The organism is Paracholeplasma manati (assembly GCF_025742995.1).
Classification (GTDB): domain Bacteria; phylum Bacillota_I; class Bacilli_A; order Acholeplasmatales; family UBA5453; genus Paracholeplasma; species Paracholeplasma manati.
In genome coordinates, this window is the sequence record NZ_JAOVQM010000002.1 from 443,070 (window position 1) to 458,111 (window position 15,042).

General features: G+C 38.9%; 14 protein-coding genes. 13 read left to right on the top strand and 1 reads right to left on the bottom strand.

Features of this window, described 5'->3' with window-relative positions; all coding sequences use genetic code 11:
• Positions 1-128: 128 nt before the first annotated feature.
• From N7548_RS04265 to N7548_RS04295, 7 genes are all read left to right on the top strand, one after another.
• Complete coding sequence (locus N7548_RS04265) at positions 129-857, top strand: pseudouridine synthase (protein WP_263608202.1); 729 nt, start codon at positions 129-131, stop codon at positions 855-857.
• 56 nt (positions 858-913) lie between these two features.
• Positions 914-1,600 (top strand): (d)CMP kinase, encoded by a 687-nt coding sequence (gene cmk / locus N7548_RS04270; protein ID WP_263608203.1) that lies wholly within the window; start codon positions 914-916, stop codon positions 1,598-1,600.
• Complete coding sequence (locus N7548_RS04275) at positions 1,572-2,990, top strand: S1 RNA-binding domain-containing protein (protein ID WP_263608204.1); 1,419 nt, start codon at positions 1,572-1,574, stop codon at positions 2,988-2,990. The genes cmk and N7548_RS04275 overlap by 29 nt, the downstream gene beginning before the upstream one ends.
• Before the next feature lie 17 nt (positions 2,991-3,007).
• Entirely contained in the window at positions 3,008-4,321 is a 1,314-nt protein-coding gene (gene der / locus N7548_RS04280; protein WP_263608205.1) for a ribosome biogenesis GTPase Der, read from the top strand.
• Positions 4,318-5,319, top strand: a complete 1,002-nt coding sequence (locus N7548_RS04285; RefSeq protein WP_263608206.1) for an NAD(P)H-dependent glycerol-3-phosphate dehydrogenase — start codon at positions 4,318-4,320, stop codon at positions 5,317-5,319. Before der ends, N7548_RS04285 begins: the two co-directional genes overlap by 4 nt.
• A 126-nt stretch (positions 5,320-5,445) precedes the next feature.
• Positions 5,446-5,721, top strand: a complete 276-nt coding sequence (locus N7548_RS04290) for an HU family DNA-binding protein (RefSeq protein ID WP_277618209.1) — start codon at positions 5,446-5,448, stop codon at positions 5,719-5,721.
• A gap of 103 nt (positions 5,722-5,824) precedes the next feature.
• The gene (locus N7548_RS04295) at positions 5,825-6,775 is read left to right on the top strand and encodes an ankyrin repeat domain-containing protein (protein ID WP_263608207.1); all 951 of its coding nucleotides are present in this window, start codon (positions 5,825-5,827) and stop codon (positions 6,773-6,775) included.
• Here the strand turns inward: N7548_RS04295 and N7548_RS04300 are convergent.
• Positions 6,750-7,898 (bottom strand): CPBP family intramembrane glutamic endopeptidase, encoded by a 1,149-nt coding sequence (locus tag N7548_RS04300; RefSeq protein WP_263608208.1) that lies wholly within the window; start codon positions 7,896-7,898, stop codon positions 6,750-6,752. The genes N7548_RS04295 and N7548_RS04300 overlap by 26 nt on opposite strands.
• Positions 7,899-8,012: 114 nt before the next feature.
• Between N7548_RS04300 and N7548_RS04305 the strand changes: the two genes are divergently transcribed.
• The 6 genes from N7548_RS04305 (at position 8,013) to N7548_RS04330 (ending at position 14,734) form a co-directional block, all read left to right on the top strand.
• Entirely contained in the window at positions 8,013-8,666 is a 654-nt protein-coding gene (locus N7548_RS04305; RefSeq protein WP_263608209.1) for a potassium channel family protein, read from the top strand.
• A gap of 100 nt (positions 8,667-8,766) precedes the next feature.
• Positions 8,767-9,336, top strand: a complete 570-nt coding sequence (gene rdgB, locus N7548_RS04310; RefSeq protein ID WP_263608210.1) for an RdgB/HAM1 family non-canonical purine NTP pyrophosphatase — start codon at positions 8,767-8,769, stop codon at positions 9,334-9,336.
• A complete protein-coding gene (locus N7548_RS04315) occupies positions 9,333-9,776 on the top strand; it encodes a metallophosphoesterase family protein (RefSeq protein ID WP_263608211.1) in 444 nt (147 codons plus the stop codon). The genes rdgB and N7548_RS04315 overlap by 4 nt, the downstream gene beginning before the upstream one ends.
• A gap of 6 nt (positions 9,777-9,782) precedes the next feature.
• The gene (locus N7548_RS04320) at positions 9,783-10,637 is read left to right on the top strand and encodes a choline kinase family protein (RefSeq protein WP_263608212.1); all 855 of its coding nucleotides are present in this window, start codon (positions 9,783-9,785) and stop codon (positions 10,635-10,637) included.
• Positions 10,638-10,640: 3 nt separating this feature from the next.
• The gene (locus tag N7548_RS04325; protein WP_263608213.1) at positions 10,641-13,643 is read left to right on the top strand and encodes an EAL domain-containing protein; all 3,003 of its coding nucleotides are present in this window, start codon (positions 10,641-10,643) and stop codon (positions 13,641-13,643) included.
• A complete protein-coding gene (locus tag N7548_RS04330) occupies positions 13,643-14,734 on the top strand; it encodes a hypothetical protein (RefSeq protein ID WP_263608214.1) in 1,092 nt (363 codons plus the stop codon). The genes N7548_RS04325 and N7548_RS04330 overlap by 1 nt, the downstream gene beginning before the upstream one ends.
• Positions 14,735-15,042 lie beyond the last annotated feature (308 nt).

Consider the following 15,042-nt stretch of genomic DNA (forward strand, 5'->3'; position numbering starts at 1 on the left):
AAGGGGTTTTCGAATGCCCTTTTTTCTTTGGTTAAAAATAAATACAGTTCAAAAGCGGTTTTTTGTTTTTAAGACACATCTTGTGTTCTGTTTTTGGTATAATTTAGATTGAAGTGAGGGTAAATAATATGATGAGATTACAAAAAAGATTGGCAGAAGCGGGTGTCGCTTCTAGACGTGGTGCTGTAGAAATCATTGAATCTGGCAGGGTCAAAGTCAATGGTGTGGTTGTGAAGCAACCAGGTTTTTCCGTTGCCAAAGAGGACAAAGTCACCGTCGATGATAAATTGATTGAAAAAGAAGAACACGTCTATTACTTACTCAATAAGCCTACCGGTTATGTGACAACGGTTAAAGACGATTTAAAGCGTCGTACGGTCATGAGTTTATTTGATGAAGTCGATAAATCTCAACGCATTTTCCCAGTTGGACGTCTCGATTACGATACAGCTGGTTTATTATTGTTTACCAATGATGGTGATTTGGCTTATTACCTCACAAGACCTGAATATGATGTACCGAAAACGTACCTTGCAAGGGTTGAAGGCATGCTCACCAAAGCAGCCATCAAAACGCTGAAAGCAGGGGTAAAAATCGATAATTATGTCACGAAACCAGCCCGTGTTAAAGCGGTAGAATATGATACCAAAAACAACTCGACCTTGGTTGAAATCATCATTGCGGAAGGTAAAAACCAACAAGTTCGTAAGATGATGGAAACCGTAGGATTCCCTGTGAAAAACCTAACCCGTGTGGGGTATTCGTTCTTAACATTGGATGGAGTAGAGCGTGGTTCTTACCGTGCACTCAAAATCCATGAGGTTAAAAAGTTGTACGGAGACATTAAAAAAATCTAATAGATATGGAAATTATCACGTTATAGTGGTATAATTAAGGGGTGTGGAGGTTAATCATGCCGGGATTTAAAGTTGCGATCGATGGACCTGCAGGAAGCGGAAAATCGACCATCAGCAAGCGCATTGCTGAACAATTGAATTTAACACATATTGATACCGGTGCGATGTACCGAGCGATTACCTACATAGCATTACAAAAGCACATCAACTTAGACGATGAGTCGAGCTATGTATTTATGCAAGATTTAAAAGTAAGGTATGAGAAGAACCGTATTTATGTCAATGACATGGATGTGACAGATCAAATCCGTTCGGATGCTGTGACAAGAAATGTCTCTAAGGTATCCTCATTTCCCTACGTCAGACGTATTTTAGTTCAAATACAACAAGAGGCTGCTCAAAATATCGATGTCATCATGGATGGCAGAGACATTGGTTCAGTGGTATTACCGGACGCGGATCTAAAGATATTTTTAACCGCCAACGTGAAAGAACGAGCTAAACGCCGTCAAAAAGAGAAGGAAGTACTGGGAATCAAACAAGAATTGGACGCCCTAGAAAATGAAATTCTAGAACGCGACCACAAGGATTCTACGCGAAAAGAATCCCCACTCGTTTGTCCACCTGATGCCATAGTGATTGATACGACGCATTATTCGATTGAGGATACTACGAAACGTATCACAGAAGAGATATTGAAAAAGGAGAAATACCATGGAAGAACTACAAATGAAGGACGTTAATCTAGATTCAGTCAGAGTAAGAGACAAAGTCGAAGGCGAAGTTTTTAAGGTTGAAGAAAAATGCATTTATTTAACCCTTGAAAACCACGCTGAAGCCAGAATGTTTGTTGAATACTTTGGTAAGAACATCACCTCTTTTGAAGGTGTCGTCAAAGTCGGGGATAGAATCAAGGCTGTCGTGAGTAAAATCAACGATGACCCTACTTACATCCTCCTCAATAGACTGCCTTTAATCAAGGAAGAGGCGTTCGAAGAAATTGAAGCGGCTTATAAAGAAAATCGCTCGATTGTCACCAAGATTACGAAAGTTGACGAAAAAGGTCTTCATTTAAAGTTCGCTGGTTTCGATATATTTTTACCATTCGGCTTACTTGACCGCGAATTGGTTGAACAAAAGGATACCCTCAAGGGACAATCCCTTGAAGTTCATCTCATTGAAGTTAAAGGTGGCAACCGCCCACGTTTGATCGCTTCTAGAAAACAAATTTTCGAAGCAAAACGTCAAGCTGAACTTGATTTAAGACAACAACAACGCAAAGAAGAAATCGACACCATTAAAACGGGTGACGTTTTAAAGGGTGTTGTTGAACGATTAGACCCTCATGCAGCAACCGTGAGATTCCAACACGTTGCTGGTTTACTACGCATCAGCCAAATTTCACATAACCGTATTGAAAACATTGCTGAAGCATTAACCGTCGGTCAAGAAATCGAAGTTAAAATCATTAAAAAAGAAGGCATGCGCCTCGACTTATCACATAAAGCATTGTTACCAACCCCATTTGAAGCATTCGCTGATACCCATAAGAAGGGATCAACCATTTCAGGTGTGGTCGTTCAAAAATTACCCTTTGGCCTAATCTTAGAGTTTGAAGAAGGCGTCAGAGGATTATTACATGCTTCTGAGTATTCATGGAATCCTAACGATAATTTCGCTAATTTCGTGAAGATTGGTGATGCTGTAGAAGTGGCTATTTTAGCCATCGATGTGAAACAAAAGAAGATCAGCCTTTCTAAGAAAGCCATGATCGACAACCCTTGGCGTAATGTATCCTTTAAGAAGGGTGAAGACCTTACCGTTAAAGTATTGGAAATCGTCTCTGATAAAGGTATGAACGTTGAAGCTAAAGGCGTCACTGGATTTGTACCAGTATCTGAATTATCGACTGAAAGAGTCAACAAGATTGAAGATTTATATGCTGTAGGCGATGAAGTGGTCGCGAGAGTCACTGAAGTCAACCCTAAAGAATGGCATTTGAAATTATCGATTAGACAAGTGAAAGAAGACACCATCCGTAGCGAGTATGAACCATACTTGAACCAAGAAGAAACCGCTACTACCTTAGGTGACTTGTTTGAAAATGTATTAAAGGATTCAAAGAAAAAGTAAAAACGAGGTGATGGTTAATGCCATTTAAAGTAGCAATCGTGGGCCGTCCCAATGTAGGTAAATCGAGCCTATTCAATCGTATGATTGGATCCAGATTATCGATCACCGATGACGCACCCGGCGTGACGAGAGATCGCATATACGCTAAGACTGAGTGGTTAACCAAAAGTTTCGCGGTAATTGATACCGGGGGCATCGAAATTAGCGATGCCCCTTTTTTAGAACAAATTAAACAACAAGCCGATGTGGCGATTCAAGAAGCCGACCTCATTATTTTTGTTGTGGATTCTAGAAGCGGGTTAACCGATGACGATTTATTCATCGCGAAAAGACTTTATCCAACCGATAAAAAAGTCATTGTCGTCGTGAATAAAGTCGATAACGTCGAATTGAAACAAAGTATTTATGAATTTTATGCCCTTGGATTTGGTGATCCGATTGCCGTATCTGCCAACCACGGGATTGGTGTGGGTGAATTGATGGATCAAATCATTCAATCTATGCCAGACGATTTTGCCGATGATGAACATGAAAACGCAGTAAAAATCGCTGTTATTGGGTATCCAAATGTGGGTAAATCCAGTTTGACCAATGCCATCTTAGGACAAGAACGTGTCATCGTATCGGAAATTGCTGGCACCACCCGTGATGCCATCGATACCCCATTCATCAAAGACGATGTTGAATATGTCATCATCGATACCGCGGGGATTCGTAAACGTGGACAAGTATATGAAAACACTGAGAAATACAGTGTTTTAAGAGCACTACAAGCCATTGAACGTTGTGACGTGGCACTGATTGTAGTTGATGGTACCAGAGATATCATTGCCCAAGATATGCACGTTGCTGGGTATATCCAAGATTATGCCAAAGCATCGGTAGTTGTTGTCAACAAATGGGATATCGTTAAGAAAGACGAAAAAACCATGGGTTTGATGAAACAAGAAATGTACGATACCTTCAAGTTTTTAGCTTATACCGAAGTATGTTTTGTCTCGGCGAAGGAAAATAAGCGTATCGATACATTGTTCCCAGCCATCAACAAAGCCTATGAATCTTATAACTGTAGAATACCAACCTCTGTGATGAACGATGTCTTGTTAGACAGTGTCGCGATGAACCCTCCTGCACAGTTCAACCAAGGTAAAGCCAAGTTTTCTTATATGACCCAAGTGTCGACCAAACCGCCGACATTTGTCATCTTTGTCAATGACCCTAGCTATGTTCACTTTTCTTATTTAAGGTATTTAGAGAACCAATTTAGAAAAGCCTTTGATTTTACAGGGTCTCCGATTAAACTGATATTAAGAAAGAAGGAACAAGAATGAAACTATCGATCATCGGTGGTGGCGCTTGGGGAGCGACACTCGGACAACTTTTAGTCGATAATGGCCATGAAGTCGTGATTTACGACATCAATGAGCAATTTGTCCAAACCATCAATCAAAAACACGTACACCCGTTTTTTGATTTACCCTTACCTGAAACTTTAGTAGCAACAGTATCGTTATCGGAAGCGTTGAATTTTTCCGATTACTTGGTACTTGCAGTACCGACCAAAGTGATGAGAAGTTTATTGAATACCATCAATCAAACCCTAAATTCACCAAAATATTTCATCAATGTCTCTAAAGGGATTGAACCAGATACCACCAAGCGTGTCTCTGAAATTGTTGAAGAAGTCGTATCCAAAGAAAACCTTGCAGGTTTCGCTGTCCTCACCGGACCAAGCCACGCAGAAGAAGTGATCAGACGTAAACTCACATTATTAACCATCGCCTCTTCAAATACCGAGATGGCTCAAACCTTACAAACCGTATTTTCTAATGACACGTACATGCGTGTGTACACATCCGATGATTTGATTGGATGCGAAGTCGGTGGTGCAGTCAAGAATGCCATCGCTGTTGTTAGTGGTATGGCTACCGGTTTAGACATGGGTGAAAATGCCCGTGCAGCTCTCATTACGCGTGGGATTGTTGAAATCGTTAGAGTGGTTGAAGCATATGGCGGTAAACGTGATACAGCATTCGGTCTCACTGGCGTTGGTGACTTAATCGTAACAGCTTCCTCAGAGAACTCAAGAAACTTCAGAGCTGGTAAACAAATCGGTTCTGGTAAGTCTATGGAACAAATCTATCAAGAAGAAAAACAAACCATTGAAGGTGTTAGAGCCATCGAAGCACTTCATCAATTGGCCCTTAAAAAAGGACTATCCTTACCAATTATTGAGGTTGCATACCAAGTTATTTTCGAACGTATGCCAATCAATGACGCTGTAACAAAACTATTAACCAGAACCTTAAAGAGTGAAAAAATCGACTAAAAAAGTCGATTAAAACCCCCATAATCGCTAGTTCACGCAATCTTATCTATAAAAAAATGTTAAAAAGATTGCTTATCAAAATAAATAGTGATATAATGGCGTTAGAAAGACAAAAGGAGGTTCATTATGAACAAAACAGAATTAATCGCTGTAGTAGCAGAAAAATCCCAAGTAACTAAGAAAGTTGCTGAAGAAGTATTAAACGCATTTGTTGACAGTGTTGCTGAAAGTCTTGGCAAACATGGCGAAAAAGTGGTACTAACTGGTTTTGGTACATTTGAAGTTCGTAACCGTGCAAAAAGAGAAGGTCGCGACCCACGTTCTGGCGCAACTATCCAAATTCCTGCACAAAAAACTCCTGCCTTCAAAGCTGGTAAAGTATTAAAAGACGCAGTCAAATAATGATTAAAAAGTCCATGTGAAATGGACTTTTTTATTATTGAAAATTATCATTTTTTCACCAACCGAACCCAGATTACTGTGTTATAATGGATGTGGTGAGAATATGAAAGAAATGTTCTTAAAGGCCGCCGCTAACGATGTCCTTTATTTTTTTCAAACACAAGTGAATCTATCCGAAATCGATGAGCGTGGGCAGTCTCTTTTACATTATGCTGTACGCACATCGGCGAAACAAGTGATTGAGTACTTGCTCGATAATGACATCGATGTCAACGTTCAAGACCATAATGGCGAAACCGCCTTATTTGATTGTTGTAAGAAAGGCAAACTCGCGATTGCGAAACAGTTGATTCGTAAGTTTGCAAATGTCAACTTAACCAATGTTAAGGGCGAACAAGCCATCCATTTAGCTGCTGCTAAAGGGGATTATGATATGGTGAAACTGCTACTTGAAGCGGGCGGAACATTGAATGAAAAAACCAGAGATGGACATTCGGTCATTCATTACGCCATTCGTAGCCGTCAAATCCCATTTTTAGAGTATATCCTGAAAAACTCAAATCAAAAGTTTAAAGATGTGGATGTCTTTAAAAACACCTGTTTGCACATGGCATGTGAAATCGGAGCGTACGATGTGGTCGTATACTTACTTCAAAATAAACATAATCCAAACTTGAAAAACCACAACAAAGAAACCCCTATATACCCAGCCATCAAAAGCGGACAAACGGCCATTGTTCAGTTGTTATTAGAACATGAAGCCGATCCTGAAGTCCATAATCGTTTTGGTGAAACCCCAATCGATTTCGCCATCGTTCAAGGCCAATTCGATATCCAACAAATCATTGAGACCCATTTGAGTGGCAGTTTATTCAAACAACATTTGAAAAAAAATCCCCTAAGGCACGCGGTGCTCATCGAGGATTTAGACTTATTATTAAAATTTAAATATGAAGGCATCAAAGATCATAAAGATATGTATTCGATGAGTGCTTATGATTATGCACACAAAGAGAACTTGAAACCTTTTAAAGAAGTGCTAGAAAAAGAATAGCCGCAATCGACACAGCGTTGGACACAGCATGCACCAGGATGACTGACCACACGTTGTGTTTATTTCTTATATAGATATATCCAAGAGCAAATCCACTGGCTGAATACGTGATGAGATTGGTGAAGAAAGCCATAAAACTCGTTTCACTCGATACATGAATCAAACCAAATAGTACCGCACTGATCACCATCGCGAGCCATTGGTTTTTGAAGAATCGGAACATCGCTTTTCTAAAGATGAGTTCTTCAATAACAGGTGCGAAGATGATGGTCACTAAAATCATGAAAAGGCCACTTGATGATAACAATGACCTTTCAATGGCTTGCTGATTGAGTGACACAGGTTGCGCATAGTCTGCAATATATCCAATGATCTGTGTAGCGAATTGCGCACCAATGCTTGCCATGATCATCAAACCATAACCGATGACAGTTTCAGTACCGATTTTTTTAAGTGGTTGTTTGAAATAATCGAAATCGACCTTGAGTGCACTCCAGGTAAGTGGGATAACGCCAATTGCGAGTACAATATAAATTGCGAAGTTGAGGATAGAAGAAGCACTGTCTGTAAGTTCGGTAAATGCTTGAGGTGTTTTGACACGTTCCGTATTGACCAAAGCACCCACACCGATTTGATTTAAGAATGGTTGATAGTCTTCAAATAAGTAGAGTTCAACATAAACAGAAGGGCGAACATTGCTCCATTTTATGTCTTCAATCAAATAAAAAGATTGAATCATTTCTAATGTATAGCTATCTTTTAAATAAGGGTTAGCACGGTTTGCGAAAACGACATACTGAGGACCCTCATAAATCACAACAAGGTTAGTATAGTCAGCTGAATATTCCTGATAATAACTGATCTGAGCATAACCAACGCCATTCGGGTCTTGACTCACATTATAAAACATGGATTCAATGGTGGTGTAATCGGTGGTAAAACGGTCATCACTATAAAAAAAGAGGACAGCGACACCTGCAACCAACAACATAATGACAAAATAGACTACCACACTGATAATGGCACGATTGAGTGAGAACAAAGGTCTCGGTTTAGGTGCTTCAGGTTTTGATTCAAATAAGTCTTCGAAATCTAAGATTTCATTTGAGTTTTCTTGTGACATAAGATATTTAATCCTTTCGATAAATAACATTCATATTCATTATACACTAAGGATGCGAGTTTGTTTTGAAAAAAATGATAAGATGTGATAATATGTTATCGGATGTGATAAAACATGAAGAAAACATATTTGGTCATTGGTATGGATACCTTTGGCATTGCATTATGTGACGAATTAACCCAACTAGGCGCAGATGTCATCGCCTTAGATAAAAAAGAAGAAGCCATCAATCGTGTGACAGGGATTGTCGAAAACGCGGTCATTGGTGATTCTACCGACATCAACGTTTTGAGAGAAATCGGTGCACAACACGCTGACCATGTCATCGTTTCGATTCCTGGAAACGTAGAAAATAGCATTTTAACTACCATGATTCTATCGGACATGAAAGTCCCTAAAATTACCGTTAAAGTCGATAATGATTACCACGCAAAAGTGGCTGAAAAAGTCGGTGCAACCGAAGTAGTTTCCTCTGAAAAATCGGCGGGTCGTCGTCTAGCCAGACGTCTACTCTCGGATAATGTACTCGACTATTACAATATTACCGACGATTATGGCGTCTATGAAATATTCATTGGCGAAGACTTTAAGACAACCAAAATTGTCGATTTAGATATTCGTAATCGTTTTGATGTCAACATTCTCTTAATTAAAAGAGGTAAAAATGTCATTTTACCAAAAGCCGACAGCGAACTACGCAGTAAGGACATTGTCATCGTCTTAGGTAAACACGACCGCATTTCAAAATTCCAAAGCATTTTACATTAAAATCAGTGTCGACTGATTTTTTTGTTCTTCAAATTTATCTATCCCTACCTATCCCTCTTTGGGCGTAGTTATGTTATAATACAAGAAAAAGGAGACCGCCATGAAATTGTTGGTTGCGACTCAAAATAAGCATAAAAAACAAGAAATTGAAGCCGTTTTAAAAAAGACATTCGAAGTCGTTTCGCTCGCTGATCTATCAGATGATGAAGTAATCGATGAAACAGGCGATACCTTCTTCGAAAATGCCCTATTGAAAGCCAAACATTATGCTAAGAAACACAACATGCTCACCTTAGCCGATGACTCTGGATTGTCCATTGATTACCTAAATGGTGCACCTGGTATTTATAGTGCAAGGTACTCAGGCGGTTCGGATCTCGATAATTTAAACTTGGTCTTAAAAGAAATGGCTCATGCAACCAATCGAGATGCCCATTTCACGTGCGTGCTCGTTTTATATGACCCTAGAACGAATGTATATCAAACCTATCAAGGTAAGATTTATGGTTGGATTACCCATACCGCCCAAGGTAATCATGGTTTTGGGTATGATCCAATATTCTATGTACCTGAATTAAAACAAACCTTAGCTGAATTATCACCTACCCATAAGAATCAAATATCCCATCGTGCGATTGCATTACAAGCGCTAAAGGAGGCGTTCCGATGAAAGTGTTGATTACCTCAGATACCCATGGCAGATACGATCGTTTACGTGCTATCAGTTTGAAACACCCAGATAAAGATTATCACCTCGATGCTGGGGATTTGGTATTGTCACAAGCAGAACTAGAATCCCTTCATTTAACTGCGGTTAAAGGCAATGGAGATTTGTATTTAGACTTACCACTTCAACAAATCGTCATCATCGACCATAAGAAATTCTTATTGGTTCATGGTCATATTCAAGAGGTTAAATACGGATTAGATAAGCTCATCAAACTCGCTGAATACATCCAAGTGGATTACGTTATTTATGGTCATACCCATGAACGTAAATTACTAGAATACCACGGGATTACTTATATCAACCCAGGGGCAGTCTCTGGTATTACCCCGTCTTACGCTATTTATCAAGATGGTAAAATTACTTTCCATCAAGGAGTATAATCACCCATGGAACAAGACATCATATCACTGGCTCAAGCCATCCTCAAAACAAACGTGAAAGTCATTGAACGTTTGATGGGCGGCATGAGCAATTATACTTATATCATCGAAGCCAATGGCAAAAAATACACGTTTAGAAAACCCGGTGAAAAAGCTGAAAACTTTGTCTCAAGACAGATTGAGTTAAAGAATATTCGCTTGGTTGAACCACTCGGCATTACCAATCATATGGTATATCTCGATTTAGACTCAGGTATCAAAATTTGTGAATATGTTGAGGGGAAGGTTTTATCGACCTTAGACCGTAAAGCGTATCTTAAACAAGTTTCAGATACCCTTAAAGTCATTCATCAATCGGGATTAAAAGCGGAAAACGACTATAACCATGTTCAACGTTTAACCGATTATGAAGCCATCAATCATACCATCTCAGACCGTTATTTAGCCTTAAAGAAAACATGGTTAAATTGGTTTGAACAATACAAAGGATTGCCAATGGTGTTATGTCATGGCGATGCTCAACCATCAAATTTCGTCATCACAGCTGACAACAAAGCCATGGTCGTCGATTTTGAGTTTACAGGTAACAATGACCCATATTATGACATTGCACAATTTGGAAACATCGACTTTACCGATGCCTTGGCATTGCTTGATGAATATTGTAACCACCAAGCAACCTCAGCAGACAAAAAACGGATGATATTCTACCGTATGTTCTTAACCTTACAATGGCATCAGGTCGCAACCTTTAAGCACGAGATTGGACTATCAGAAAAACTCCACATCCCGTTTGATAAAGTGGCGATTGCTTATTTAGATAAAGCCCAAGCCCTCAAAGAAATGTACGAAGAGGTGTAATTTATGACACTCGATGCGTTGCTCAAATTACCCAAAACCCACGAAACGATTCAAGCCATTGAATCGTTTTTAAGCGTGACCTCAAATGAACAACAAATCGCTCACGCAAAACTGTTTTACGCATCGATTTTGTTTGAACTCCATCAACATGAAACCTCAATTCAAGTTTTATTTGAGATGTTGGATTCATTGAAAAACAAAACGGATGACCCGTTGTATATAGACGCCCTCAGTTTATGGATTAACAATGACCTCGCCTTAAATGATTTTACATCGGCTAAAGAACACATCGAACAAAAACGACGTGCACTACCGATTTTGAAACAATATTTATATTACATAGATTTGATTGAATGGGCAAAAGCACAAGATGAACCCTTTGAACATTATATCGATAAAGCACTAGAAGATGCACTACCTGAGGCGATCCGTCAAAAATTTCATTTGATTAAACTAGACCGTTATGTTGAAACTGGTGCGTTTGATTTAGCGATGGATACGATCCGTCAATTAAGAAATCGCTTATTATCGCCAGAAGTATCACAAACCATCCGCTTCATTGAACTCGATATTTTGTTAGAATCCAAACACTATGATGCGATCCTAAATATCACACAGTCAGGGGAATCTCCACTGTTTGAATATTATCATTTATCGGCATTGATTGGACTAAAAAAGTACCACCAAGCATCCATCTATGAAGTTGAGCACGAAAAAACATTTGAGTCGCTACCAATCGATGTTCAAAAGAAGATTTATTTGAAATTGGTCGAACTCTATGAGATTCAAAAAGATACGTTATCGATGGATAACTATCAGAAGAAACTCAAACAATTGAAAAAACAGGAAGCCAGTTCACCCAAAGTCGTTGAACCAAAACCTGCCACAGTAACACCGATTCAAACCGAAGTTATCATTGAAAAGAAAGTCATTCCTGTGGTTGAAAAGCGCTTGATTGAACGCTCGAAAGATTTTGAAGCGATTCATCGATTGTTGATTTCGGGATTATCGTTAAAACCTGAATTGGATACCCGTGAGAAAATGCGTCTTTTGTTGGCTGAAGGGCTATCAAACTTACCATTTTCAACCGCTTTAATCTACCATCAAGATTCACTGAAACAATATAAAAAAGAACGACTATACGACAAGTCCATTGAAAAAGAGGATTTGTTTAAGAGTGTCTTATACATCGCTTATCAAAAACAAGAAGACATCATCGAAGAAACCGACATCATTCGTTGGAACCATGATTTACTGACCAAAGCACCTTACGATACCAATCAGGTTAAACGCGTGTATTGTTATCCTCTCGAAGGTGGCGCGATTGCTTATTATCAAATCGATAATGCTAATGCGCTATTTTATGACGATTATTTAAAACTCCTATCTACCCTATTAGAAAAATTACTGTTGACAGCCAACCAATCGGATAAAACAGCTGCCAAGCTCGATTTGTTTGAAGCCATTGTCAATAGCAATCTCTTTGCGATTAAACTAGAAACCGAAGAAGGCATCACATTAAACCCTCTAGCAACCCAATGGTTTGGTTTAGATACACATACCACCTTAAGTGCTTTTTTAACCCAAATGAAGGGTGAAGACCAAATCAAGTATCAACAATTCAAACAAAACCTGTCTAAAACGAATAACGCTCAGACCATCCTATATACGTATCATGATCGAATCATCGAGGAAACCGCCCTATGGATTCATTCTAAAGGCAATGCCATCTTATTATCGGAATGCCATGACATCACGAATCGGGTATTTGAGAAAAATGAGCTAGAAAGCCAAGCCCGTATCGATGGACTTTCCTCAGAACTGAATGCCTACGCCTTTCATATAGATAGTGCGATGTGGTTCAATCAAAAAGCCACGTTTGTTTTGATTCAATTGAGCGGTCTTGACGCCATTGAATCGCTGTATGGTAAACCGAAAGTAGATGAATTCTTCAACGAATTTATCCAGATTACGAAAGGCTTATTGGAGGGGTCAACCCTGTATGTATTTGACCGTCAACAAACCATGTTGGTGTTGCCTTATAATGACGTAAGAACGGTAGAAAAAAACCTCAATCATTATTTTAAAATGTTGAAAGATACCCCGTCGAAAGTATTATCAAAACAACCATTCTTAGCTTACGCTGGGGTCATTCGATACCCCGTCAATACGACTGAAACCAAACTCGACAAGTTCTTAAGATTCATCCATCTCGCTTTGGAAAAAGCCAAACGAAGATTCGCTATCACCCCTTTCCAATATTTTGATTTCCAAGACTATCAAGAAGAACAATTCGAAGTCTCTGTCATCGAACAAATGGATGAGGCCATTACCCACGAACAACTGAAATTATCCTATACCCCAATCATTCACCTTTTAACCAATAAAGTCTTTTTATACCAAGTGAATCCATACATGGATGCACTGTCGGTCGATGCCAATTACTACTATTTGATTGCGAAAAAACGCCTGCAAATCGACCGTTTGGATAAATATGTCTTAAAGACTGCCTTTAAGTATTTGAACCAGTTATCCAAATCCACCGATAAATATATCCGTATTTCCATCGCGATTGATGAAGATACGTTTAGATTAAAAGACTTTAATGCCTATGTGATCGGGTTATTTAAACAATACGATTTACCTTATTCGGTCATCGAACTGGCCATCAAATCGACTGGTTTATCGCCAGTAGAGTTGATGAAAACCAAAGAACTCGCTGATTTGGGCATTCATATTGGCGTATCTGAATGGGTTCACGCAACCACGCCATCGGTACATTTCATTCATCGAAAAGAACCGATGAAACTCGATCAAATACGAACCTTTGATTTCATTCTGAGCTTTAAGGATTTCCTTCATAACCACCAAATGGGATTGATTTTTGAACATTTAGACGATGCAGATAAACGAAAACTCAAAGACTACGCACCGATTTATGTGAAAGAACAAAAACTCAGTTATACCGAAGAAAAACTCACTGCGCTCATAGAGGGGGTTAAGTAATGGTTGTTCAAGACACTTTAGATAAAATCGAATCGATGGTTTTGAATGGCGATCAAAATCAAGTTCATTTCAAAATCAAGTCCTGTATTCAAGTGCTACGTCAAGGGGAAGGCATCATCGAATCCTTCTTGAAACAAGAAAAAGTGATGGATAAATCCGATGTCTTATTACATATTTTTGGGTTGCTTCAAAATCTATTTGTTTCGATCGATGCGTTATACGATTTAACCAAGTTGACGATGAGTAATAAATATTCTGTCAACGTGAACCAAAACAAGAACTTACGTGAATTAAAATACATACGAAATGATATTGTTGGACACCCAACGCATCGAACTTATTCCACAGGAGGGGTTGGTTTTTCGCTGTTTTCAGTACCAGAAACCTCGATGTCTGTCATCACCTATGAAACCCACTTTTTCAAACAAAAACAACACGAGACATTTAAACACCACATTCAAACCTCTGAGCTGATTGAAGACTACCATCTAGAATCTCGAAATATCATTCAAGAAATCAGCACACACCTACAAAAACAAACCTTTAAACCAGAACTTTCTATACTCACGAAACAGTTTTTCGATGGCATTCAACTCGAATCCTTTGACCGTCATTTGCTCGACAAAATTACGGAAAGTTTTCAAATGAATCGTGACATTTCTAAAGAGTCTCATAACCGTTTGTTGTGGCGTATAGAGCTGTTGAATGTCTTGGAAAAATGGCGTGAAACCGATCATGAAAAACAAGCTTTCATCCAATATATGAAAGAAGAACAAGCCTACAAAATCTATGAGATGTCCTCTGATCTAGAAGGCATTGAACCACAATATGTCAAAATCATTCACCCAGAGTTATTGGTTAGCTTCTTTCGATTTATCAAAGACGATGAACACCGTGAGAAGTATGTGAAATACTTAAAGACTTACGATCACCCTTACCATCAAGCCGATATCGATGAGTTATTGGGAGATGCGAAAAACAACCTACGCGTCAGCAAACTCTTGACTTGGCTCGAGCGTCAAACCTCAGAACACCGTGTGTTTTTGATTGGTAGTGCGTTAGAAAAATATAAAAACATGTCATCCAACTAAAATCTATAAGACCCGATAAACCCATGAAAATACATGGTAAAAATGTCGGGCCTTTATTTTTATATAAGAAATAATTAACTGATTAATTCGATAAAGGATTGAATATGGTATAATTGATTTATAAAGTGAACTACCCACCACTTAACTAGAAGTGGGGGCTTCCTATCCAAACCAGTCTTCACCAGTGACTCAATAGGCTATCCCCGTAGTCCCTACGGTTCTTATTTGTTTATAACTGAAATGCTAACTTATACTTTCTAAACCCTTCTTTGTTGATATTGATCGCTGCGTTATGATCTCTATCCAAA

Bases quoted from the DNA above. Each gene is read 5' to 3' on its own strand.
- cmk (WP_263608203.1), top strand. From the start codon at position 914: ATGCCGGGATTTAAAGTTGCGATCGATGGACCTGCAGGAAGCGGAAAA.
- N7548_RS04285 (WP_263608206.1), top strand. From the start codon at position 4,318: ATGAAACTATCGATCATCGGTGGTGGCGCTTGGGGAGCGACACTCGGA.
- N7548_RS04330 (WP_263608214.1), top strand. From the start codon at position 13,643: ATGGTTGTTCAAGACACTTTAGATAAAATCGAATCGATGGTTTTGAAT.
- N7548_RS04265 (WP_263608202.1), top strand. From the start codon at position 129: ATGATGAGATTACAAAAAAGATTGGCAGAAGCGGGTGTCGCTTCTAGA.
- N7548_RS04295 (WP_263608207.1), top strand. From the start codon at position 5,825: ATGAAAGAAATGTTCTTAAAGGCCGCCGCTAACGATGTCCTTTATTTT.
- N7548_RS04320 (WP_263608212.1), top strand. From the start codon at position 9,783: ATGGAACAAGACATCATATCACTGGCTCAAGCCATCCTCAAAACAAAC.
- der (WP_263608205.1), top strand. From the start codon at position 3,008: ATGCCATTTAAAGTAGCAATCGTGGGCCGTCCCAATGTAGGTAAATCG.
- N7548_RS04315 (WP_263608211.1), top strand. From the start codon at position 9,333: ATGAAAGTGTTGATTACCTCAGATACCCATGGCAGATACGATCGTTTA.
- N7548_RS04305 (WP_263608209.1), top strand. From the start codon at position 8,013: ATGAAGAAAACATATTTGGTCATTGGTATGGATACCTTTGGCATTGCA.
- N7548_RS04300 (WP_263608208.1), bottom strand. From the start codon at position 7,898: ATGTCACAAGAAAACTCAAATGAAATCTTAGATTTCGAAGACTTATTT.
- rdgB (WP_263608210.1), top strand. From the start codon at position 8,767: ATGAAATTGTTGGTTGCGACTCAAAATAAGCATAAAAAACAAGAAATT.
- N7548_RS04290 (WP_277618209.1), top strand. From the start codon at position 5,446: ATGAACAAAACAGAATTAATCGCTGTAGTAGCAGAAAAATCCCAAGTA.
- N7548_RS04275 (WP_263608204.1), top strand. From the start codon at position 1,572: ATGGAAGAACTACAAATGAAGGACGTTAATCTAGATTCAGTCAGAGTA.
- N7548_RS04325 (WP_263608213.1), top strand. From the start codon at position 10,641: ATGACACTCGATGCGTTGCTCAAATTACCCAAAACCCACGAAACGATT.